The sequence below is a fragment of the Paenisporosarcina sp. HGH0030 genome (genome assembly GCF_000411295.1).
In the GTDB taxonomy this organism is placed as follows: domain Bacteria; phylum Bacillota; class Bacilli; order Bacillales_A; family Planococcaceae; genus Paenisporosarcina.
On the sequence record NZ_KE150421.1, the window covers coordinates 1,926,222 to 1,947,099 of the forward strand.

Here is a 20,878-nt window from a genome sequence, read left to right on the forward strand (position 1 = left end):
CCTAAACTTCCTATAAATCATCAAACCCATTGTCTTGCACATTGACTTTTACATATTGACGAGACTTTTGCTCAAAAAAGTCGGTTTTGCCCAAATCCACTTCTTCGTAGGCTTTGATCCACTTCAATGGATTTTTGCGATACGCCGGGAATGGTCGTTCATAGCCAAGTTGAGCACAGCGGACATTTGCATAGAAGCAAATGTATTCTTCCACATCCTCGACGTCCAGACCGTCAATTCGATCCCCTATCACTTCACGTGCCCATTCGATTTCAAGTGCAGCCGCTTCTTTGAAAATATTTTCAACTTTACGAGCTCTTTCTGGCGTATCGTACTGAGGATATTCTCGCAACAATTCCTGATAAATTTTCACGAACAAATCGACGTGAATTTGTTCATCTCGATTGATGTAGTTGATCATTGTGCTCGTGCCGACCATTTTTTGATGACGTGCGAGATGATAGAAGAAAGCGAATCCAGAATAGAAAAATAACCCTTCCAAAATGACATCATAGACAATCGCAGTCAATAATGAATCAACATTTGGCTCATCTGAAAAAGCTTCATACCCTTTCATGACGAATTCGTTTCGCTTTGCCAGGACCGGTTCCGTGCGCCAGTAATCAAACACCCGGTCTTGCTCTTGTTTCGACACCAAGCTCGACAGCACATACGAATACGAATGATTATGAATCACTTCTTGTTGTGCCAAAATTATCATAAGCGCATTCAAACTGGAATCCGTTAAATAATCAGCAACTTTCCCTGCGAAATCAGTTTGAATACTATCGAGCAATGCCAATAAGCCGATGATTTTCAAGAATGCTTCCCGCTCCGCATCATTCAACCCGCCGAACTGCTTCACGTCCGAACCCATATTAATTTCAAAAGGGGTCCAGAAGTTTCCGAGCATCCTTTTATATTTCGGATACGCCCAACTGAACCGGACATCATCCCAGTTCAGTACATTCGATGAAGCCCCATTGACGATGCCGGTAGAACGGTTTGGTGCCTCTTTATCCATGAGCTTTCGTTTTTCAATCGTTGTCATTCAATTTCCTCCTTAGCTTGAGCAAGACTCACATTCCATCATTTCCACCGATGTGGAGCGCACATAATAGGTCGTTTTCAAACCACTTGCCCACGCATCCAGATGCAAGTCCAGCAATTCTTTCGCCTTAATTGTGTTTTGTACATATAAATTCAACGATACGCCTTGATCGATATGGCGTTGTCGTGCAGCGTTCTGTTTTAATGTCCAATGCTGATTGATGAAGTACGCGGACTTATAAAACCATGTTGTTTCTTGATTCAAGTCAGGTACTGTTACCGGAATTTTGTAGTCTTTCTTCTCTTCCGAATAGCTTTTTTGGAATATAGGATCGATGCTTGCTGTACTTCCTGCCAATATCGACGTGGAAGAATTCGGTGCGACGGCCATGAGATACCCGTTTCTCACGCCATTCATGGCAACATCCAGACGAAGTTCACGCCATTTCAATGAATCGTAACCACGGGATTCAAAGTACTCTCCCGTATGGAATGCTGATCCAACGAATAATGGATAAGGTCCTTTTTCACGAGAGATATTCATGGATGCTTGCACTGTCAAATAAGCAATCTCCTCATACAATTCATCCGCAAATTCTACCGCTTCGTCAGATTCCCATCGAATTCCTTTCAGCGCTAATAAGTGATGCCAGCCAAATGTTCCAAGTCCGATTCCACGGTATCTTGCGTTTGTTCGTTCTGCCTGTGGCACTGGAATCATGTTCAGATCGATGACATTGTCGAGCATGCGTACTTGTACTTCGATCAATCTTTCCAACACACCAGCTGGAACTGCTTTTCCTAAATTGATGGAGGACAAGTTACACACGACAAAATCACCAGGCTTACGGCGTGTGACTATGACATCGTCTTCCAACGTGATCGATTCAAATTCTGTCGCACTCATATTTTGAAAAATTTCCGTGCACAAGTTACTGCTGTAAATCATGCCTTCATGTTTATTTGAATTTCTTCGATTTACTTCGTCTCTATAAAACATAAATGGCACACCCGTTTCCAGTTGGCTGCGCATGATGCGTTTCATAATATCAATGGCCGGCATTACTTCTCTCGATAACTGTTCGTTCGCTACACACTCTTCATATTTATCTCGGAAAGCACCTTCCCCCCGGGTTTCATCGTAGAAATCTTCTAGAGAATAACCCATGACAGTACGTACTTCATGCGGGTCAAATAGTGTCCATTCTTCGCGTGCTTCGACTTTCTCCATGAAAATATCCGGTAGGCACACACCTGTGAAAATATCATGTGCGCGTAATCGTTCATCCCCGTTGTTTAGCTTCAAATCTAGGAAAGGCAAGATGTCCTTATGCCACACATCCAAATATACGGCAATCGCTCCTTGTCGTTGACCGAGTTGATCGACGCTGACCGCTGTATTATTCAATTGCTTGATCCACGGCAGCACACCGCTCGATGCTCCCTTGTATCCTCGGATTGAGGAACCTCTGCTTCTCACTTTCCCCATGTAAATGCCTATACCACCGCCATATTTCGATAGCGTGGCAACATCTGTATTCGAGTCATAAATCCCTTGCAGACTGTCGTCAACTGTATCGATGAAGCAACTCGATAATTGCCCATGTGGCTTCCCTGCATTGGAAAGGGTTGGTGTTGCAACGGTCATATACAAGTTACTCATTGCCCAGTACGCTTCCTTCACTTTCTCCAAGCGATTCACGGTTTCGTTTTGCATTAACGTCATAGCAATGATGAGCCATCGTTCTTGCGGTAGCTCTGCGGGTGAAAGGTCGTAATCTCTTGCCACGTAACGGTCCATCAATGTCTTTAATCCAATATATGTGAATAGTCCATCGCGTTCCGGTTCAAGCACTTCACCTAATGCTTTGATTTCTTCTTTACTATAGGTCTTCAGGAGACGGGCATTATATAAACCCTTGTCCGATAAGCGCTGAAGGTGTTTCTCAAAATCCTTATACACATTTTGACTTGAACATTCTCGACTTACAGCGAGTTCGCTGTAAACTTGTGCCAAGTAAACACGTGCAGCGACGAAAGTCCAGTATGGTTGCTCTTCATCTAGATGACTAAGTGACTCCATTACCATGGCTTTTGACCACTGTTCATCGGTTGCTTGTGGATTTTTCTTCAGCCATTTTTCATGGGCACGCAACAAGGGAGCCAACTCATTCTCTTTAAACTGCTCCAGCAGTTGATCTATCAGTATTTCTTTGTCTGTTAATACCTTTTGTACCATATGTATACCCACTCCAATTCAACAATTTCAGAAACACAAAAAAGCGATGGAACAGCCTCTTCGGCTGAGCCATCGCTCAAGATTGAAAGAATGGAAAGGAGTAGAATTGGTTTGCGAGAAAATGGAATTTCGCTCGCTACAAATAGCTCGCTTCCACTCCTCAACCCCCGAAGAAAGTGTTGCTTCATCGAAAAAAAAGGCAGGTCTCCTGGCTCGTGCATTATCCTTCCGTACCCTTCCCATGCTGATGCACAGTGGACTTTGTACAGTCGTTTACACTTACAGTTGCGGGGACAGCTTCGGCATGTACCGAATTCCCTTTTAAACCATTACTGGTACCTCTTTTTCGTTTGTACACTATATATTGTGTTTTACATAATATCCAATCTAACATATAGTGTTTTTTCTTACAACCGATGAATCATCGCTGAATTCGTTCAACCCTTATCTACACTAGCCAATTCGCTTAAAAAATATTTTTTGTCTGGTTCTTTCGCGATATTTTCGGCCGCTACTTGCCCGCGTGCCAACCAAATATTCATTGACTCAGAATTGCCCCTACACTTTTCTGCACGTGCTATGGATTCATAAGCAAAGGCTAAATCAAAATCGCCAAATCCTTCCGCTTCACATAGTTCTGTACCCGCCACGCCGTAAAAATATGCTGTATCACCTTGTCCGAGAATGACATGGACACGGGACACTTGCCAATAGCCTCTAGCCAAATTAAGCTTTGTGCCGATTTGGCGCCAATGATAGAGCGAAGCATATGCCTTCTCCAGCATTTGTGAATCCTCATCACCTGTTCGGTCTTTCTTCTCCATCAAATCCCATGTTTCATTAAACAATCGAACCGCGATTGTACGGTGATCGATACTTATCGTCTCAGTCATGTTGTCTATCCCCTTTTCTCAATTCTTTGTATTCACTTATTACCCATGGGGCAAATTAGACGTTATTTCGTATCCTATGTAAATGTGTTTGCTAGTCTAACCAATTATATTCGACAGAAACAGTCTGCTTCCTTTCAAGCCTTAAATTAACTCTATTCGCTGTTTCCACCATTCTATTTGCGCATCACAGAAAAACTCGCGGATTCTCCTCTTTTCCACAAACAAAAAAACGGCCTCATATTGAGACCGTTTTCGAATCCATTATAGAACATAAATCACGAACAACACTGCCGCCAATACCAATCGATAAATTGCGAATGGCGTCAATTTCACGTGTTCGATTAACTTCAGGAAGAACTTGATGGAAATCAGCGCAAATACGAAAGCACTGATAAATCCTACGACATAAAACGAAGTATCGCTTGGATTTATATCCTCCCAGTTTTTCAAAAGGGACAAGAAGCTAGCACCGAACATGATCGGAACAGCCATGATAAATGTAAAATCAGCTGCCGTCCGGTGACTCATCCCGAACAATACACCACCTGAAATGGTCGCACCCGAACGAGAAAAACCTGGCCATAACGATAAACATTGCACAAGCCCAACAGTGAATGCCTGCTTGTATGTAATTTGATCCAACGTCTGTGTTTTCGGTTTTTTAGGTCCGAATTTATCAGCCACAATCATTAAAATCGCACCAATAACCAAGCCAATTAATACCGTCTCGGTACGGAATAAATGTTCATCAATAAAGTCTTCGAACAATACCCCCAGCACACCAGCCGGGATTAAACCTACGATTACATGCGTCAATTTTAACTTTGAGCCTGTAGTTGTATCTTTCATTTTATAAAGACCAACCAAACTGAATAAACGTTTCCAGAACACCACAATTACCGCCAAAATCGATCCAAGCTGAATAAAGATTTTAAACGAGTTAGCCGAAGGTTTCCCAAGAAACTCAGATGTTTTTAACCACATATCGTCCACAATAATTAAATGTCCGGTAGAAGAAACGGGTGCAAACTCCGTCATCCCCTCCACAAATCCTAATATTAACGCTTTAAGCAAATCAAATAGTTCCATAATATCTCCTTATGCTCTTCTTTTTCGGAATCGTAAATACCACCAGATTACGGCAAGTCCTGCAAGTACAAGCAAGACGTAAACAATATTTGAATACACGTCCATTACGCCAACGATTGATTCCCAGTTATCGCCCACTGCTGCTCCGACCGATACTAAAATCGTATTCCAAATAAGTGTTCCTAATGTCGTAAATAACAAAAACAATCCAAATTTCATATTCGACATCCCGGCAGGAATCGAAATCAGACTGCGAATCAATGGAATCAAGCGGCAAAACAATACAGTCCAAATGCCATATTTATCAAACCAGCTATCTGCTTTGTAAATATCTTTTCTCGTTAAACGTAAAACACGTCCATAACGATCCACGATTTTCTCCAAGCGTTTTACATCCAACATTCGACCGATTCCATAAAGAATCACAGCCCCTGCGATAGAACCTGCAGTCGAAACCAAAATGACACCCATTTCCGTCATACTCGATTGCGTTGTCATATAACCACCAAACGTCAAAATCACTTCTGACGGAATAGGTGGGAAAATATTTTCAAGCATGATTAGTAAAAATATACCTATGTAGCCGTACTGGCTCATAATATCAGTAATCCAGTTTTCCATGTCCAGCCTCCAAGCAACAATTTCTTTCCAACTTCTATCGTAACAAGATTAATGGGCTTTTCCCAATATTTATTTCGACGATACTGTAATTTTGATTGACCAAAGCTCCGAACGCGAACCCAATCGAAGCGGCGGACCCCAAAACCCAAAGCCAGATGACACAAAAGCGTGCAACTGACCTTTAAGTTTATACCCATAATCAAGCTCAAATAAACGACGTGTGAATAAATGATTTGGCCACATCTGCCCCCGGTGCGTATGCCCTGATACATGTACATCCACTCCGAGCTCAGCAGGCGTGTCTAAATCAAAAGGCGTATGGTCCATCACAAGCCATGGAAGCTCATTCAACTTTGGCTTCAAACTCTCCAAAGACTGTCGCTTCCCATTCGTCGCATCTTCCCTGCCCGTTACATAGAACGCATTTTCCACACAAATGGTTTCGTCCAGTAACATGCGGACGCCCGCTCCCCTCATTTCTTCCACAAGAAGCGGAATTTTACGTCCGTAATACTCATGATTACCGACAACTCCGTAAACACCATATGTCGTCTTCAACTGTCTCATGACCTCGGACATCCCGTCTTTTACAAACCAAATCGGATCATCATCGACCAAATCACCCGCAAGCAACACCACATCCGGCTGCTCTGCGTTAGCCAAATTCACAAAACGTTGCAAGTGCTTTTTGTTGGAAAGAAGACCTAAGTGAAAGTCAGATGCTAGTACCAACTTTAACTCGCGAAGCGAACCAGAATCCTTGTTGATATGTATTGACTTATAGCGAACAACCGGTGAAAATGCCATATATGTCCCTGCGATGAAAATAATCAGAAAAATAAACGCCACGATGTTTCCTGTAATAAAAATCGTTTGCTTGGAAGGCCATATCAAATAAACAAGCGTTGCCAGAGGAAATAAAATCAAGCCGTACTGCATCACAATGAACCAGTACGACCCGATGATACTGAAATATTTTAGTCCATGGTTAAACTTGCCGATGATGTAGCCAAAAGCACAGACAAACCAGAAGAGACCGAACAACACGGGATGAACCGGCATGGCCCACGTTTGTAGCCACTGATACGTGTTATAGCCAAAATAAAAAACAAGTAGTGTATAAATTGCTAGAATAAGAGTGCCCATACTGATACGTTTCATGATGCTAATTCACCTTTACATCTTTTCTCCGGTCATACCGAATCGTAAATGCCACTTTCACTTCAGATTTTGCAGGAACCGGTACAAAGATTTGTATATCGTTATCTTTCCGTTTCCAAGCGTGTGTTGATTCAACTACATCAAATATGCTATAGCTGGTGCCATGATTGATGATAAGTTCAATTGGGTGGTCTTTTTGATTGCGAATCAAGTATACGACTTCCTCATACTCATAGCCGTCTTTCTTGTATTTAGCCACAACATCACTTTCCACCGTGACATCAAACGCTTCCCCTGATTTGATGCGGACTAGTTCGCCCGCAGCCGTATGCGGGATGTAATCTTCTCCGATAAATTCAGAAGAACCGTCCTTTGGATTTTCTTTGTACAATTTGAATCTCCCTCTTGGAAGTGGGAATCCAAGGCCGTTTTCCGCATCATTTCGGAACGTTAAGTACACTGTTGGATGGGCACTGTACGCATCCACTTCATATACCGTGTGCGATTTGATTTTGTAGGCAGAAAAAAGTTGAACTTGCTTTTGCTGTCGATTCTCCAGCGTCAGTCTTTCAGGGAGCGTATATAGATAGTACTCTCCAAATGCCTGACGTTCCGGTTCCACTTCGGCCATGGCACCCTGCTCAAAACTCATCGTTTTTTGCATACGAATTGGCGCTCGGTTCACTGTCCCCGCCATTAGTTTTATTGTCGCATCGTCAAACGTCATGCCCGAGTTGTTCGTCATCGTTACCCAGCCTGTCAAATCAAAATCATTCTCCCTAACTTGTGCCACATAGTCCGCTTCCCAACTTAGCCCCCGCGTTAAATACGTAACCCGTACATCTTCTGCCGTTTGTTCTTCAAAACGCCAAACGAGTGTGGGCTTTAACATCACTTCTTCCGGACCGTCCGGCAAGCGGATCTCCCCTTCTGCATCAAGAACGATTTCTCTTGTCAGCATGTCTGCAAGGACCAAACCATTTTGGACGCTTAACAGAAGGTATGTCTTTTCTTCGCCTGTTTTCTTATTGACGATTCTGATTTGATGCCCAACATATTTCTCCAGCAACTTGAGTCGATCCATCAAGTCATATTCGTAAGTAAGCTCTGTGACTTTTAGACCTTTCACCTGAACGGAATTCGATTCAATCCGTTGTGGTACGTCCGAATAGTAGATGATATGATCGTCTGAAAGTGGAGGAATGGAGCGGATTTCTTGAATTAATGCAAAACCAGCATTGTAAATCGTCAGCGCCAAGTCTTTCGTCAGGCTCGCTGGGATATTGGTCGGCATAAGAGACACCTCCTCGTTGTTTTTGGAAAGTATATCATGATATGCGTTAAATCCCTTTGCGATACGTTGTATGAAAGACAAGGCGATTCCATTCTTTGAAACATTCTAGAATATCGTTCAACGCGCAGTCAGAATGCTACGGATAATTCATTCGATAACAATAGTAGTAATTGAAAAAGCAACAGAAAAAGCCCTGCCGCTTACTCTACTTTCACTAAGGGCCATGTTGCTGACCAGTTCTTTTGCTTAACTCTATCAAAATATATTTGTGATCCTTCAAAATAAGGGGTGGGAGAGATTTTCATTGCTAATAAGTCTCTGACTCCATGTGGAGCGCATAAATGAAGTTCCCCTTTGTCATCAAAAGTTATGCCAATAGCTGTGGCTGTCTCTGGAAATTTTGACATCCCATCTATTGAGGATATATAGGGTTCTACCTTGTTCAAAGTATGCATCCTTGCTTGATTTTTAACGGACCAAGGAATGGTTGAGTCTAATTTAATTAGTTCTTTTTCATAGAGTTTTTCAATGTGTTCGTCCAAATTTCCCGAATCGAAATAAATGACATCCACATCTGGAAGTATGGTTTTTTCAGAAAATCCATGTAATTCATCCCATACTTTTGTTCTTATGAATCCAGCACATATCCACCAGTCGGGTAACTCTAGTGTAGCTGCTTGTCTGATAACATTCATCATCCACTCGTCATTAAAAATGGCTTCTACAATTTCTAGTTCATTTGATAATTTCATTTTGAACCTCTTTTAATCATCTTCATGGATCCTTTTGCCCTCATCTACAGCCCCATTTTCTTCGCGACAATCACTTTCATGATTTCATTGCTGCCTGCATAAATCGAAGCGACTGGAATATCTCGATAACGCCTTGCAATTTTATATTCTTCCATATAGCCGTAGCCTCCGTGTAATTGCAAGCATTCACCGGAAATCTTCTTTGCAGTTTCCGTCAGCCAATACTTCGCCATGGACACTTTTGAGACAATGTCTTTCCCTGCCATATGATCTTCAATCAACGATTCAAGGAATGAATGACCAAGTTCAACTTCGGTGCTCATTTCAACTAACTTGAATTGCGTGTTCTGGAACGCTCCAACTGGCTTGCCGAATGCTTTACGAGACTTCACATAGTCCAGTGTCATCTCGACCATGTCTTCAGAAGCGGTTTGAGCTGAAATCGCCACCATCAACCTTTCCTGTTGGAGCTTCTCCATTAAATAAGTGAAACCTTTTCCTTCTTCGCCAAGCAGGTTCTTAGCGGGCACTCGACAATCTTCAAAGTACAGCTCTGCTGTATCCTGCGCGTGCATGCCGACTTTGTTCAGCTTGCGTCCACGTGTAAACCCAGCCATTTCTTCCTCGATTACCAGCAAGCTGATTCCGCGATGCTTCGGTTCAATTTGTGTATCGGTTTTCACGACAACTACAACTAGATCCGCATTGATGCCATTCGTAATGAAGGTTTTGGAACCGTTCACAATATACGTATCACCATCAAGAACAGCAGTTGTTTGAATCGCCGCCAAATCAGATCCGGCCCCTGGTTCAGTCATGGCAATAGCGGTTATATGCTCGCCTGTTACACATCCCGGCAGCCAGCGAGCTTTCTGTTCGTCGTTTCCATACGCTTCAATATAAGGAACCACGATATCGTTGTGCAATCCAACTCCTGTCAAGCTCGCTCCAACACGTTCCATCTCTTCACCTATGATGACAGCGTATCGGAAATCAACTTCAAGTCCGCCATATTTCTCTTCAACTTGTGGGCTTAAATAGCCCATGTCGCCAAGCTTCCGCCAAAAAGATTTAGGAATCATACGGTCTTCTTCCCACTGTTCATAATGAGGAGTCGCTTCTTTTTCCAAATATTTGCGAAGCGACTTGCGGAACATTACGTGCTCATCAGTCTCAAAACGGTATTTCCCCATCAAGACTCCTCCTTATTTTGGTTGCATACGAATGGCACCATCTAAACGAATTACTTCGCCGTTAAGCATTGGATTTATTAAAATGCTTTCTACTAATTGCGCATATTCACTCGGCTTTCCTAAACGATTCGGGAATGGCACGGAACTTGCCAAGGAGACTCGTGCTGGTTCAGGCAAACCTTCGAACAACGGCGTTTCGATTAGACCTGGGGCAATCGCCATAACACGAATGCCGTCTCTAGCAAATTCACGGGCAATCGGTAACGTCATGCCAACGACACCGCCTTTAGAAGCACTGTATGCCACTTGGCCAATTTGACCTTCAAAAGCTGCGACGGAAGCAGTGTTAATGATGACACCACGTTCCCCTTCTTCGTTCGGATTGTTTTGTTGCATGGCATGAGCAGCAACACGCAATACGTTGAATGTGCCGATTAGATTCACTTGAATAACTTGTTCGAAGCGATCAAGTGCAAGCGGACCTTTCTGTGATACTACTTTGCCGGGCGTCGCGATGCCTGCACAACTAATCAACGCATTGACCTTCCCATAATGTGCCACTACTTTTGCTACATGTTGTTCAACTTGCTGAGCATCCGTGACATTTGTTTGAAAGTAAACTACTTGTTCTTCACCTAATTCTTTAACCAGTGCTCGCCCACGTTTTTCATTCAAATCAAAAATGGCGACTTTCCCACCCTGAGCGACCAATCGGCGCGTAGTGGCTTCTCCAAGTCCTGATGCTCCACCCGTTACGATGGCAATGACTTCTGCTGTTATCATGACTGTCCCTCCGATTCTGGCAATCTCTCAATAATGGTGGCGTTCGCCATACCCATCCCCTCACAAATCGCTAGAAGTCCATATCGTCCATTTGTGCGTTCCAGCTCATGCAACAAAGTGACTAGCAGTTTCGTTCCTGATGCGCCCAATGGATGACCGAGTGCTATGGCACCCCCATTGCGATTTAACTTAGACGGATCAGCACCTGTATCCTTTAACCAGGCAAGCGGCACTGGAGCAAAGGCTTCATTTACTTCATATACGTCCATATCTTCGATGCTGAGCTTTGCTTTCGCCAATACTTTTTGCGTTGCTGCAATTGGACCCGTCAGCATAAGCGTTGGATCTGATCCAACAACAACACGGGTATGAATGCGCGCACGAGGTGTTAGTCCCAATTCCTTTGCTCTTTCAAGCGACATCAACAATACCGCTGAAGCGCCGTCACTCATTTGACTAGCATTGCCTGCGGTAATTCGTCCCTTTTCATCAAATACCGTTTTCAAACCACCCAGTGTTTCAAGAGTAGTTCCTGCTCTTGGACCTTCATCAACAGAAAACAGCTCAGTTGATCCATCTTCGTTTGTCACTTCTATTGGTACTATTTCACTTTCGAATCGACCCTCGGCAATCGCCTGAAAGGCACGTTCATGACTTTGTACAGAAAATGCATCCAATTGTTCCCGGGATAAATCCCATTTTTCTGCAATTCGTTCGGCAGACAATCCTTGATTAATGATTTCGTATTGCTCCGTTAGTTTCTTGCTTGGTTTGGCATCTCCCATATTTGAAAACATCGGTACCCGTGTCATGCTTTCAACACCACCCGCAATCACAATATCCATGTCGCCGGATGCGATTGCCTGTGCGGCAAAATGCACCGCTTGCTGGCTGGAACCACATTGACGGTCGATCGTCGTCCCAGGAACTTTGGTTGGAAAGCCAGCTATCAATCCTGCTGTTCTTGCAATGTTGCCTCCTTGTTCACCTGCTTGAGAGACACACCCTAAAATGATGTCTTCTACGTCCCCTTTTTCAATTCCGGCCAGTTCGATTAATTTTTCCAATACAATTGCGGCCAATTCGTCTGGTCGCATTTGTGCAAATTTCCCTTTTCTCCGACCGACTGCAGTACGTATCCCTTCTATAATCACGACTTCTTTCATCGTTACACCTCTTTTATCGGAATTGAATGAATATTCACTCACTATCATTTTACAGAACTGTCGTGAAATTTTCTACTCTCTTCTTAGAATCTTCTAAGTCTCAGGTCTTAGTAAAAAATGCATTCCAAGCCCGTTTGGTGATTCATGGCGAGTTGGTACGATTAACTTACAATTTGAAAGGAGAGACAAACACATGAAAAAATTTGGATTAATCGTAGTTGGGATAATCGCAGGTATTGTGGCGCTTGTCAATTTAGGACCACTTTTAGGTCTTGCATTATCTGCGTTACTTGTATTTGCAGGGATGCATTTTTATTTAAAAGGAGGATCTAAGCTGGCTAAAATTTCATGGATAGCGGTCGGAATTATTGGGCTATTGACAGCCGTTGCGAATGTGCCCGGTTTCTTCGGAATTCTTGCGATTGCTGGATTATGGTATGTCATTCGTGCATGGAAACAACAACCGATTACCTTCTCAGCTCCAATGACTGCAACATCTTCAGACCCTTTTATCAACTTTGAAAAACAATGGAACGAACTAAACAAATAGGAGGAAAAACACATGACAACATTATGGAAACGATTCAAGTATGCATTCGAAGCAGATCTGCACAACGTATTTGACAAAAAGGAACAGAAAAATCCCATCGCCATGTTAAATCAATATATTCGTGAAGCAGAAAAACAAACAGAACAAACGGGTCGGTGGATTGAACGCCAAGCGCAATTAAAAGCAGAACTTGAAAAAGAACTACAAGAGACTACAGAAATGCTGGTAAAACGCTCTTCCCAATTGGAGCTTGCCCAACAAACAAATGAAGGTGAATTAATTGATTTTGCAAAAGCAGAAGTTACAGCCTATACGAACCGAAAAGACGTATTACAAGCAAGTATTTCTCGGACAATTGAGGAATTATTTGGGCTTGAGCAAAAGTTTGAAGAAATGAAACACAAACTGAAAGATATGAAAGTTCGCCAGTTACAGTTAATGGGTAAAGAAAATGTCACTCGTGCCCATCACCAAATGGACCGCGTCCTTCAACCTGAAGCTGCAAAGAACGGTGAAAAAAGGTTATTGGCCTTTGATGAAATGGAACAGTACATCGAACGACTGGGTCAACGCATTGAAAAACAGCATGATGTATCATCCATGGAACGCAGATTAGAAATGCTAGAAAAAAAAGAACAACCTCAATCTGAAATTGTGTAAAATAAAGTAAAGAATTGGAGAAGGCGCCTGTCCTTCTCCTTTTAATTCATATAATACCTCCTTCGATTTACTTGTGGGAGAGGCTAAGCTGTTACGAAAAAGGAGGAATAGCTTTGCAACGTTTTTCAACTGAACGCATTACATTTTGGCTATTGGCTGCCTTGCTTCTTATATTTATCGAGGCGATGTTCTTCCACAATGGAAGTGTGTTATTCGTTCTTTTTGGTATCGGGTTAATTTATATTAGTTTACGCAGAAGAAACCGCTTATTTTTCTGGAGTGGTGTCGCTTCTTTGGGAATCGCCTTGCTTTCCATGTGGAGTTTACGCTTATTAATTGCCGCAACCATGGTGTATGTTTTAGTGCGACTTTGGAAGGGTGATGAAACTCAACAAGTCATTGAGCCATTCCTCAGTGATTTAGAAACACCGAACGCAATCATTCAGAACAAACTCTTTTCAGTTCAATCTACACCTTTCCAGGCATATGAATGGCAGGATGTTCACATTCAAGGTATTTACGGAAACATCACAATTGATACGACCCAAACTGTGTTGCCAAAAGGGACTTCACTAGTTTCCGTTCGACAAGGTATTGGAAAAATCAGTGTGGCCGTTCCTTATGAAATCCCTGTGCGAATCCATTACACAACACTACTCGGAGATGCTCGACTTTTTGGTTCTAGTAAAAGACGTTTATGGAATCAATCGATTGTCCTTCAAGATGGCTATGCAGAAGCTCAAGGCAACGCAACGTCTGAATTGGTCATCGCTGTATCGACTTGGCTTGGAGATGTAGAGGTGACTCGCAAATGAGTGGATTCATCGGACGCACTTTACTCTTATTTTTAATTCTTATCGCATTCGTTGTAGGGTTATTAACGTATATTTTAGGATGGCCTTCTTACGGAACATGGTTTCCTTTGTGGTCAGTAGAAGAAGGGGATTTACCTATTTCCATATGGATGGCAATTTTACTGTTCAGCATCAGCATAGGCACCACTTTCTCCAGCACGCAGGTGGCAAGAAAAAGAGAACGAGCGATTGACAACTATTTACAGGTCGTCACGAATACTGATCAACAAAATGATGGATTGGCTGCTCCAAAAGTTTCCCCCAAGTTAACTAAGACTTTGAGTGATGTGACAACGCTGATTGCTACGCAAAAAAGAAGTTTGCAGCGAATGTCAGACGAACGGGCAGAAGGCGAAGACAAGCGAATTCAGGAACGCATCATTCAGGAACGCCAGCGGTTAGCACGGGAACTTCACGATTCTGTTTCCCAACAATTATTCGCTGCATCCATGCTATTATCGTCAATTACGGAACAGCAGGAAAACGACGTTCCCAAACCACTGGCACAAGCTGAAAAAATGGTCCAGCAAGCACAGCTTGAAATGCGTGCCCTTTTGCTCCATTTGCGTCCTGCAGCGCTTCATAATAAATCATTGGCTCATGGCCTGGAAGAATTACTTTTTGAATTGCAACAAAAGGTGCACTTCACCATCCGCTTCCGACTTGAGGATATCTCCCTTTCCAAAGGTGCGGAAGACCACTTATTCCGCATTGCACAAGAAACACTTTCCAATACCTTGCGCCATGCAAACGCCACTGAAGTCGACATTCTCTTTGTGGAGAGAGACGGCCTTGCTATATTCCGTGTACAGGATAACGGAATCGGATTTATGAATGATGAGGGCAAAACAGGTTCTTACGGGTTGCATCATATTCAAGAACGGGCAGTTGAAATGGGTGGAACAAGCAAGGTTGTTTCAATCCCATCACAAGGAACGATAGTGGAAGTAAAAGTCCCGGTTGAGAAAGGATTGGAAACAGATGATACGAATCGTACTCGTGGATGATCATGAAATGGTCCGAATAGGCGTGTCCGCATACTTACAGGCACAATCAGATATGGACGTAATCGGCGAAGCTGTCAATGGTAAGGAAGCTGTTGATCTGGTACTGTCCCTGCGTCCGGATATCGTGCTGATGGATATGGTCATGCCCATCATGAATGGCGCAGAAGCCACGAAAGAAATAATTGCCCAATGGCCTCAAGCGAAAATCATGATTGTCACGAGTTTCCTTGATGATGATAAAGTGTACCCTGCTCTTGAAGCAGGTGCTGTCAGTTATGTAATGAAGACATCCAAAGCGAAACAAATCGCCGATGCCATTCGCGATACATTGTCTGGTCAGGCGGTTTTAGAGCCTGAAGTCACAAACAAAATGATGAAACGAATGCGTCAAGGGCAAAGTCGTCCGCTACACGATGAGTTGACTGATCGCGAACACGAAATCCTGTTATTAATGGCTAAAGGCCGCAGCAATCAAGACATTGCAGATGAATTGTTTATAGCCTTAAAAACCGTTAAAACACATGTCAGCAATATTCTTTCCAAGCTCGAGGTGCAAGATCGCACCCAAGCAGTCGTCTATGCGTTTCAGCAAGATCTAGTTCCTAAAAATTAAAACAACCTTCCAGTTGGAAGGTTGTTTTTTATTTACGAGAGATGTTTTCACCATTTCGCGGGCTGTTATAGAGAGTTTGTAAATACTTATCTACATTTCGCGAGTCGTTATCGAGATTTCACGATGGTTTATCTACATTTCGGCAAGCGATATCTTCATTTCACTAAACTTTATCTAGAATTCGTACTCTCATTTCAAAAATTCATCTTTTCCACACAATTTGAACGCGCTTGTAATGGTGGCAGTTGGTACCCAACCGGCCACATTTTTTTGGTGATATCTCGATTTCGCGAGTCGTTATCGAGATTTCACGATGGTTTATCTACATTTCGACAAGCGATATCTACATTTCACTAAACTTTATCTAGAATTCGTACTCTCATTTCAAAAATTCATCTTTTCCACACAATTTGAACGCGCAAAAAAAATGACTTTGACATTGTTTCTTTCAAAGTCACCTCTTCTATGCTTTAATTACTCCGATACGGCCGTCACTTTATTCAATGCAAAAATGATGCCTGCGTGAACCCCTTCATGCCAGATAGCAAATTGAATAACTGCCTCAACCGTTGCCATGTCATGGAATTTTCCTAAGGACATTACATCTGGCATTTGTTGATCTAGTTTTCCAGTCAGGAATTCTTTGACTCTAGCAGGTTGTTCTGCCAAAGCACTCAGCAATTGCTCGTTCGTTGGTGGGGCATCTGTCCAATCAGATGGCTTTGTTCCAGATCCAAATAACTTAGCCCATTCAGGATGAACAACCTCATATTCAGGCAATCCACGATGAACTAAATTTTCCATCGATACAAAAATATGACCGACATGCCAACGGATTGTATTGTGAAACCCTTCAGGTTGGATGTCCCATTGTTCATCCTTTACTGATTGCAAATGCCCTTGCGTATAAATTCGTGCAAAGTTTAATTGACCTAATGTCTCCATGTCATTACCCCTTTTAGATTCAGTATCAATTAAGCGTAGCTGAATCTCTTACAAAAGGAAACAAAAAAAATTCAATACCATGTTTTATTCAAACGCCACATTATGTTGGGCGGAATCCTGATTTGCCCACGTAATGACTGTTCCAGGAGAGATGGTCATGCTTTCTTCACTAAAAGCGTAATGAGCAATATCTAGTTTCACTTCCCCGGAATTTGAAGCGTCCTCTTCCACATTCACTTTCATCTTCATCACTGGATGCGGTTCACAGTAAACAGAGAACTCTCCATCTTCATTGAAGACAAAGCTAGCCATATCTCCTTTTGAGGTCCTGGGTCCAACTTCGTTTCTCTATTTATAGAATAAAAAAAGCAACTCCAAATTTCAGAGTTGCTGCTTTTCACTACTTAAGGTCGAAATGGATCATCTTTTGGTTTCGTGCTGTTCCAGCTATCATGAGCGTCCTTGTTGAATGAAGATCCTTCATTTGGAGGAGTTTCATCGTATGGATAAACTTCATCCGGTGAAGGCGTGTTATATCCTTCATCAACTGGGTTCACCGGGTTAGCAGGATTCACTTCATCTACATGTGGTGTAAACCCACGTAAACTTTGCTCTTTATTTTTCTCGGGTTGGAAAGATTCTTTCAATGATTCTTTAATTGTTTCTTTTTCAGCTTTATAGTTTTCTTTTGACACTTCAGCATCCTGCAAACTCTTTTCCATCTTACTTAAATAACGAGCAGCATGTTCGCGTCCGCCTAAACCAAATGCCAGACCGAATGCTAATGCCACGCCGCCTAAGATTAGGATAAATGCAGAGTTAATAATCGAAGCTGCAATGCCCAACTGATCTAGAGCCATAAAGAATGCGAATGCAAGAATCGCATATTTGGCAACGTAACGTAATACGTGTGGAGTCCCTGTAGAATGACTCATCACACTGCCAACTAATTGTTCTGCCATATTTGCTAACCAGAAACCAACTGCCAAAATGATGATTGCAGCGATTACTGATGGCAAGTATGCAAAAATACCAGTTGCTAATGTAACCATAAATTCTAGTTCAAGTAGTTGTAAAGCTTCTACAACAAACAATAAGATAATGATTACTTGTACGACTGTACCAAGTAGAGAAGCGAAAGATGGAGCTGAACCAGCACATGATTTGAAGCCCATTTTACCGTAAATTGAATTGACACCCAATTTTTCTAGCAATGAAACTACAATGTCTTTCACCCATTTAGCAGCAACAATTCCCACCAATAAAAGAATGATAGCAATTGCGATTTTCGGCAACATTGCCAAAATGTCGTTCAACATACCGACTGCGGGACCAGAAATTCCGTCTAAATCTAAAATTTCAAGAGCAGTGATGGATACTGGAATCATGATAAGAATAAACGCGATTATTCCTACAACCTTAGAAATACTTGTCCCTTCAAAGAAAGAAGAAATGTTCAAGCGATCTGCCAAGCGGTCTGCACCAGCTGATTGTAAAAACTTCTCTAGTAAATTACGAACTAGTTTCGCAACAAACGAACCAATAAAGAATACAATTGCCGCAGATACTAGCTTCGGAATAAAGTTGAAGAAGCTAGCAAGCATTCCTTCAAACGGTCCACTTAATCCATCAATTCCAAGAGCATTTAGTACCGCTGGAATGAAGAGTAAGAAAATAAGATAATAAGCAACGTTAGCTGCTGTATCAGTCCATTTAGCTTGATCGGCAGGATTTGGTTCCATACCTGTTTTCGCAACATATTTGTTCAGGTTCAGCTTGTTGCCAGCCATTTGAATGACTTTCTTAACAACTGTTGCTAAGACCCAAGCAAATAATAAGATTAAACCGGCTTTTAAAATGTTAAGGAAAGCACCAGTTAACCCTGAATACATGGAAACAAACGGCATTGCCATAGCATTCAAGTTCAATATATTAAAAAATAAAACAAAAGCTAGAATCAAGATGACGACGAAGACGACTTTACTGATAATCTTTTCGACTGTCCATTTTTCGTTTTTATTTCCTAATCGCTCATTAACACGAGCTTTGCGTAACATTTTGTAAGTAAGATTTTCTAAGAACTTTGCCACGAAAAATCCGATTAATAATACCAATAAAGCTAGCAAAAGTTCTGGTAAAAATGAGAGAGTATCTCTCCAATAGTAACGATCCATCATAGCGTGTCCTCCTTTGAAATTTCAAAATTATTTGTCTTGCATGACAATCTTCATTTACCCTTTGCATTTCTTTTTAAACGCTTCACTCGCATCTTTCTCCCCGTAAATAATCAGTACATCCTGTTTTTCCAATACCTCATCAGCCGATGGGTTGCTTATGAGTTCTTCACATCGGCGGATGGCCAAAACCGTCACGCCCATCTCGTTTCGAATCGCAGAATCTTTCAGGGATTTTCCAATGTAAGTACACGCTTCCTCAAGCGCCACTTCTTCCAATGATTGTTTCTTTTCTTTTGTATGAATGAGTAAATTCACTAAATCTGTACTTTCTGGGCGCAATACAGAACTCACCAATTCCCGGCCACCAATAGTAGAAGGGTTTATTACTCGACTGGCACCAGCACGCAATAATACTTCTTCGGAGCCTGCATTTTCTGCGCGAGCAACTACTTCAATCTTTTCATTTAAAGCTATAGCCTTGATGGTGATAAACACATTGTCTGAATCACTCGGTAACGTCGCAATCAAGCCTCGTGCTTTTGCCACATTAGCTTCTTTCAGGATATTTTCCTGCAACGGACTTCCAACAATGCGAAGTGTTCCATCCGCCAAATAGTCCACCATTTCTTCTTCGGAGTCATGGATATAGACGACTGGGACATCCTCTTCTTTTAACTGCTCGTAAACCTGTCTTCCCACTCGACCCAACCCGCATACGACGATATGATCTTCCAAATTTTTAATAGCATGTTCCATTCGTTTATTCCACACCTTTACTGAAAGTTGATGTTCAATGAAATAAGAAGCGACAGCCCCCATTGCGTAAGTGACAAAAGCCACACCAAGGGGAATCAGTAATAAAGCAAACTTTTGCCCTGCTTTTGTCTCGGGAACAATGTCTCCATAACCTACCGTCATCAGAGAAATGATGGTCAAATAAAAAGCATCGAATAATTTGAGGTTTTCCAATGCCATGAAGCCGGCTGTTGCCACAGCGATTAATACAATCAAGCCGATTATGGAAAAAAGTATATGTCGGAAACGAATTCGTAAGTCCATCCATTTGGATGTATTCATTAATTCACCTGCTCATTTTTATTGTTATTCCTATACTTTTACCCTCTCGCAAACCTTTTAACACGAATTTCGTCCATATAGTGAGGTGGAAATTACATGAAAAAGTGGACTGTTATCTTTTCCTTGATATCTATCTTCTTTCTACTGTGGATTGAACAAGGACTTGAAGTAACCTATGTATGGAAAACATTTGCCAAAGTAATGGCTTTCGTTATATTCCCTGCACTTTTATTAAGAGGATATAAATTTGAATTTCTTCAAATAAGAAAAACACAAAAAAAGAGTATTTATCTGGCATCCGGTTTAGGAATAGTGGTTGCAGGTACTGTCTTAAGTGCATTCATGTTGTTAAATGATTCAATCGACTTGGTTGCGTTGCAAATAGACTTGGAAACTCGGGTTGGAGTCACTGCTTCAGTATTCCCATTTGTCGCAGTTTACATATTATTAGGCAATTCTTTTTTGGAGGAATTTTTCTTTCGCGGCCTACTTGTGGATTTATTAAGAGATTCCAAGTTGAAGTGGTTCCTGCCGAGCCTCTTTTTCGCTATTTACCACATTGCGATTTTCCTGCCGTGGTTCGATTGGCCAATTTTAATCTTAGCAGTAGCCGGTCTCTTTATTGGTGGTCTTATATTCCAATGGATTAATGAAAAAAGTGGGACCATTTATCCTTCTTGGATCATTCATATATTTGCGGATATAGGTGTATTGCTTATCGGTGTTTATATGTTTTATTTCAATTAGACTCTGC

21 protein-coding genes and 1 riboswitch are annotated in these 20,878 nt (G+C 42.0%); of the genes, 6 read left to right on the plus strand and 15 right to left on the minus strand.

Features of this window, described 5'->3' with window-relative positions; all coding sequences use genetic code 11:
* Positions 1-10 precede the first annotated feature (10 nt).
* From HMPREF1210_RS09210 to HMPREF1210_RS09265, 11 genes are all read right to left on the minus strand, one after another.
* The gene (locus HMPREF1210_RS09210; protein ID WP_016428391.1) at positions 11-1,051 is read right to left on the minus strand and encodes a ribonucleotide-diphosphate reductase subunit beta; all 1,041 of its coding nucleotides are present in this window, start codon (positions 1,049-1,051) and stop codon (positions 11-13) included.
* Positions 1,052-1,063: 12 nt separating this feature from the next.
* Positions 1,064-3,289 carry a ribonucleoside-diphosphate reductase subunit alpha gene (locus HMPREF1210_RS09215; protein ID WP_016428392.1) on the minus strand — a complete coding sequence of 742 codons (2,226 nt, stop codon included), beginning with the start codon at positions 3,287-3,289 and terminating at the stop codon, positions 1,064-1,066.
* A 180-nt stretch (positions 3,290-3,469) separates the two neighbouring features.
* Positions 3,470-3,647: riboswitch (cobalamin riboswitch) on the minus strand.
* Between the two features lie 79 nt (positions 3,648-3,726).
* Entirely contained in the window at positions 3,727-4,182 is a 456-nt protein-coding gene (locus HMPREF1210_RS09225; RefSeq protein ID WP_016428393.1) for a hypothetical protein, read from the minus strand.
* 261 nt (positions 4,183-4,443) lie between these two features.
* Complete coding sequence (locus HMPREF1210_RS09230) at positions 4,444-5,271, minus strand: undecaprenyl-diphosphate phosphatase (RefSeq protein ID WP_016428394.1); 828 nt, start codon at positions 5,269-5,271, stop codon at positions 4,444-4,446.
* Between the two features lie 9 nt (positions 5,272-5,280).
* Positions 5,281-5,892, minus strand: coding sequence for a DedA family protein (locus HMPREF1210_RS09235; RefSeq protein WP_016428395.1), 612 nt, complete (start codon positions 5,890-5,892; stop codon positions 5,281-5,283).
* Between the two features lie 69 nt (positions 5,893-5,961).
* Positions 5,962-7,053 carry a metallophosphoesterase gene (locus HMPREF1210_RS09240; RefSeq protein ID WP_016428396.1) on the minus strand — a complete coding sequence of 364 codons (1,092 nt, stop codon included), beginning with the start codon at positions 7,051-7,053 and terminating at the stop codon, positions 5,962-5,964.
* A gap of 4 nt (positions 7,054-7,057) precedes the next feature.
* Positions 7,058-8,347, minus strand: coding sequence for a DUF4139 domain-containing protein (locus tag HMPREF1210_RS09245; protein ID WP_016428397.1), 1,290 nt, complete (start codon positions 8,345-8,347; stop codon positions 7,058-7,060).
* A gap of 200 nt (positions 8,348-8,547) precedes the next feature.
* The gene (locus HMPREF1210_RS09250) at positions 8,548-9,099 is read right to left on the minus strand and encodes a nucleotidyltransferase family protein (RefSeq protein ID WP_016428398.1); all 552 of its coding nucleotides are present in this window, start codon (positions 9,097-9,099) and stop codon (positions 8,548-8,550) included.
* Between the two features lie 44 nt (positions 9,100-9,143).
* On the minus strand, positions 9,144-10,292 hold the full coding sequence (locus HMPREF1210_RS09255) for an acyl-CoA dehydrogenase family protein (RefSeq protein WP_016428399.1): 1,149 nt from the start codon (positions 10,290-10,292) through the stop codon (positions 9,144-9,146).
* A 12-nt stretch (positions 10,293-10,304) separates the two neighbouring features.
* Positions 10,305-11,075 (minus strand): 3-hydroxyacyl-CoA dehydrogenase, encoded by a 771-nt coding sequence (locus HMPREF1210_RS09260; protein ID WP_016428400.1) that lies wholly within the window; start codon positions 11,073-11,075, stop codon positions 10,305-10,307.
* Positions 11,072-12,241: a thiolase family protein gene (locus HMPREF1210_RS09265; protein WP_016428401.1), complete on the minus strand. Its 1,170-nt coding sequence runs from the start codon at positions 12,239-12,241 to the stop codon at positions 11,072-11,074. The genes HMPREF1210_RS09260 and HMPREF1210_RS09265 overlap by 4 nt, the downstream gene beginning before the upstream one ends.
* 193 nt (positions 12,242-12,434) lie before the next feature.
* Here HMPREF1210_RS09265 and HMPREF1210_RS09270 point away from each other — a divergent pair, with 193 nt between their 5' ends.
* From HMPREF1210_RS09270 to HMPREF1210_RS09290, 5 genes are all read left to right on the plus strand, one after another.
* Entirely contained in the window at positions 12,435-12,791 is a 357-nt protein-coding gene (locus HMPREF1210_RS09270; protein WP_016428402.1) for a hypothetical protein, read from the plus strand.
* Positions 12,792-12,803: 12 nt separating this feature from the next.
* Positions 12,804-13,451 carry a PspA/IM30 family protein gene (locus HMPREF1210_RS09275; RefSeq protein WP_016428403.1) on the plus strand — a complete coding sequence of 216 codons (648 nt, stop codon included), beginning with the start codon at positions 12,804-12,806 and terminating at the stop codon, positions 13,449-13,451.
* Between the two features lie 113 nt (positions 13,452-13,564).
* Positions 13,565-14,266: a cell wall-active antibiotics response protein LiaF gene (gene liaF / locus HMPREF1210_RS09280; RefSeq protein WP_016428404.1), complete on the plus strand. Its 702-nt coding sequence runs from the start codon at positions 13,565-13,567 to the stop codon at positions 14,264-14,266.
* Positions 14,263-15,312 (plus strand): sensor histidine kinase, encoded by a 1,050-nt coding sequence (locus tag HMPREF1210_RS09285; RefSeq protein WP_016428405.1) that lies wholly within the window; start codon positions 14,263-14,265, stop codon positions 15,310-15,312. The genes liaF and HMPREF1210_RS09285 overlap by 4 nt, the downstream gene beginning before the upstream one ends.
* Positions 15,287-15,925, plus strand: coding sequence for a response regulator transcription factor (locus tag HMPREF1210_RS09290; protein WP_016428406.1), 639 nt, complete (start codon positions 15,287-15,289; stop codon positions 15,923-15,925). Before HMPREF1210_RS09285 ends, HMPREF1210_RS09290 begins: the two co-directional genes overlap by 26 nt.
* 474 nt (positions 15,926-16,399) lie before the next feature.
* Here HMPREF1210_RS09290 and HMPREF1210_RS09295 read toward each other — a convergent pair whose 3' ends face one another.
* The 4 genes from HMPREF1210_RS09295 to HMPREF1210_RS09310 form a co-directional block, all read right to left on the minus strand.
* On the minus strand, positions 16,400-16,870 hold the full coding sequence (locus HMPREF1210_RS09295) for a DinB family protein (RefSeq protein ID WP_016428407.1): 471 nt from the start codon (positions 16,868-16,870) through the stop codon (positions 16,400-16,402).
* Positions 16,871-16,954: 84 nt separating this feature from the next.
* Complete coding sequence (locus HMPREF1210_RS09300) at positions 16,955-17,182, minus strand: hypothetical protein (RefSeq protein WP_016428408.1); 228 nt, start codon at positions 17,180-17,182, stop codon at positions 16,955-16,957.
* Between the two features lie 92 nt (positions 17,183-17,274).
* Positions 17,275-19,047 (minus strand): mechanosensitive ion channel, encoded by a 1,773-nt coding sequence (locus tag HMPREF1210_RS09305; protein WP_147640299.1) that lies wholly within the window; start codon positions 19,045-19,047, stop codon positions 17,275-17,277.
* A gap of 54 nt (positions 19,048-19,101) precedes the next feature.
* Positions 19,102-20,124, minus strand: a complete 1,023-nt coding sequence (locus HMPREF1210_RS09310; RefSeq protein WP_016428410.1) for a TrkA family potassium uptake protein — start codon at positions 20,122-20,124, stop codon at positions 19,102-19,104.
* 96 nt (positions 20,125-20,220) lie between these two features.
* Here HMPREF1210_RS09310 and HMPREF1210_RS09315 point away from each other — a divergent pair, with 96 nt between their 5' ends.
* On the plus strand, positions 20,221-20,871 hold the full coding sequence (locus tag HMPREF1210_RS09315; protein WP_016428411.1) for a CPBP family intramembrane glutamic endopeptidase: 651 nt from the start codon (positions 20,221-20,223) through the stop codon (positions 20,869-20,871).
* Positions 20,872-20,878 lie beyond the last annotated feature (7 nt).

Coding starts and splice junctions, on each gene's coding strand:
- HMPREF1210_RS09265 (WP_016428401.1), bottom strand. CDS start 12,241: ATGAAAGAAGTCGTGATTATAGAAGGGATACGTACTGCAGTCGGTCGG.
- HMPREF1210_RS09275 (WP_016428403.1), top strand. CDS start 12,804: ATGACAACATTATGGAAACGATTCAAGTATGCATTCGAAGCAGATCTG.
- HMPREF1210_RS09210 (WP_016428391.1), bottom strand. CDS start 1,051: ATGACAACGATTGAAAAACGAAAGCTCATGGATAAAGAGGCACCAAAC.
- HMPREF1210_RS09235 (WP_016428395.1), bottom strand. CDS start 5,892: ATGGAAAACTGGATTACTGATATTATGAGCCAGTACGGCTACATAGGT.
- HMPREF1210_RS09215 (WP_016428392.1), bottom strand. CDS start 3,289: ATGGTACAAAAGGTATTAACAGACAAAGAAATACTGATAGATCAACTG.
- HMPREF1210_RS09255 (WP_016428399.1), bottom strand. CDS start 10,292: ATGGGGAAATACCGTTTTGAGACTGATGAGCACGTAATGTTCCGCAAG.
- HMPREF1210_RS09315 (WP_016428411.1), top strand. CDS start 20,221: ATGAAAAAGTGGACTGTTATCTTTTCCTTGATATCTATCTTCTTTCTA.
- HMPREF1210_RS09290 (WP_016428406.1), top strand. CDS start 15,287: ATGATACGAATCGTACTCGTGGATGATCATGAAATGGTCCGAATAGGC.
- HMPREF1210_RS09230 (WP_016428394.1), bottom strand. CDS start 5,271: ATGGAACTATTTGATTTGCTTAAAGCGTTAATATTAGGATTTGTGGAG.
- HMPREF1210_RS09225 (WP_016428393.1), bottom strand. CDS start 4,182: ATGACTGAGACGATAAGTATCGATCACCGTACAATCGCGGTTCGATTG.
- HMPREF1210_RS09300 (WP_016428408.1), bottom strand. CDS start 17,182: ATGGCTAGCTTTGTCTTCAATGAAGATGGAGAGTTCTCTGTTTACTGT.
- HMPREF1210_RS09305 (WP_147640299.1), bottom strand. CDS start 19,047: ATGATGGATCGTTACTATTGGAGAGATACTCTCTCATTTTTACCAGAA.
- HMPREF1210_RS09245 (WP_016428397.1), bottom strand. CDS start 8,347: ATGCCGACCAATATCCCAGCGAGCCTGACGAAAGACTTGGCGCTGACG.
- HMPREF1210_RS09260 (WP_016428400.1), bottom strand. CDS start 11,075: ATGATAACAGCAGAAGTCATTGCCATCGTAACGGGTGGAGCATCAGGA.
- HMPREF1210_RS09240 (WP_016428396.1), bottom strand. CDS start 7,053: ATGAAACGTATCAGTATGGGCACTCTTATTCTAGCAATTTATACACTA.
- HMPREF1210_RS09295 (WP_016428407.1), bottom strand. CDS start 16,870: ATGGAGACATTAGGTCAATTAAACTTTGCACGAATTTATACGCAAGGG.
- HMPREF1210_RS09310 (WP_016428410.1), bottom strand. CDS start 20,124: ATGAATACATCCAAATGGATGGACTTACGAATTCGTTTCCGACATATA.
- HMPREF1210_RS09270 (WP_016428402.1), top strand. CDS start 12,435: ATGAAAAAATTTGGATTAATCGTAGTTGGGATAATCGCAGGTATTGTG.
- HMPREF1210_RS09250 (WP_016428398.1), bottom strand. CDS start 9,099: ATGAAATTATCAAATGAACTAGAAATTGTAGAAGCCATTTTTAATGAC.
- HMPREF1210_RS09285 (WP_016428405.1), top strand. CDS start 14,263: ATGAGTGGATTCATCGGACGCACTTTACTCTTATTTTTAATTCTTATC.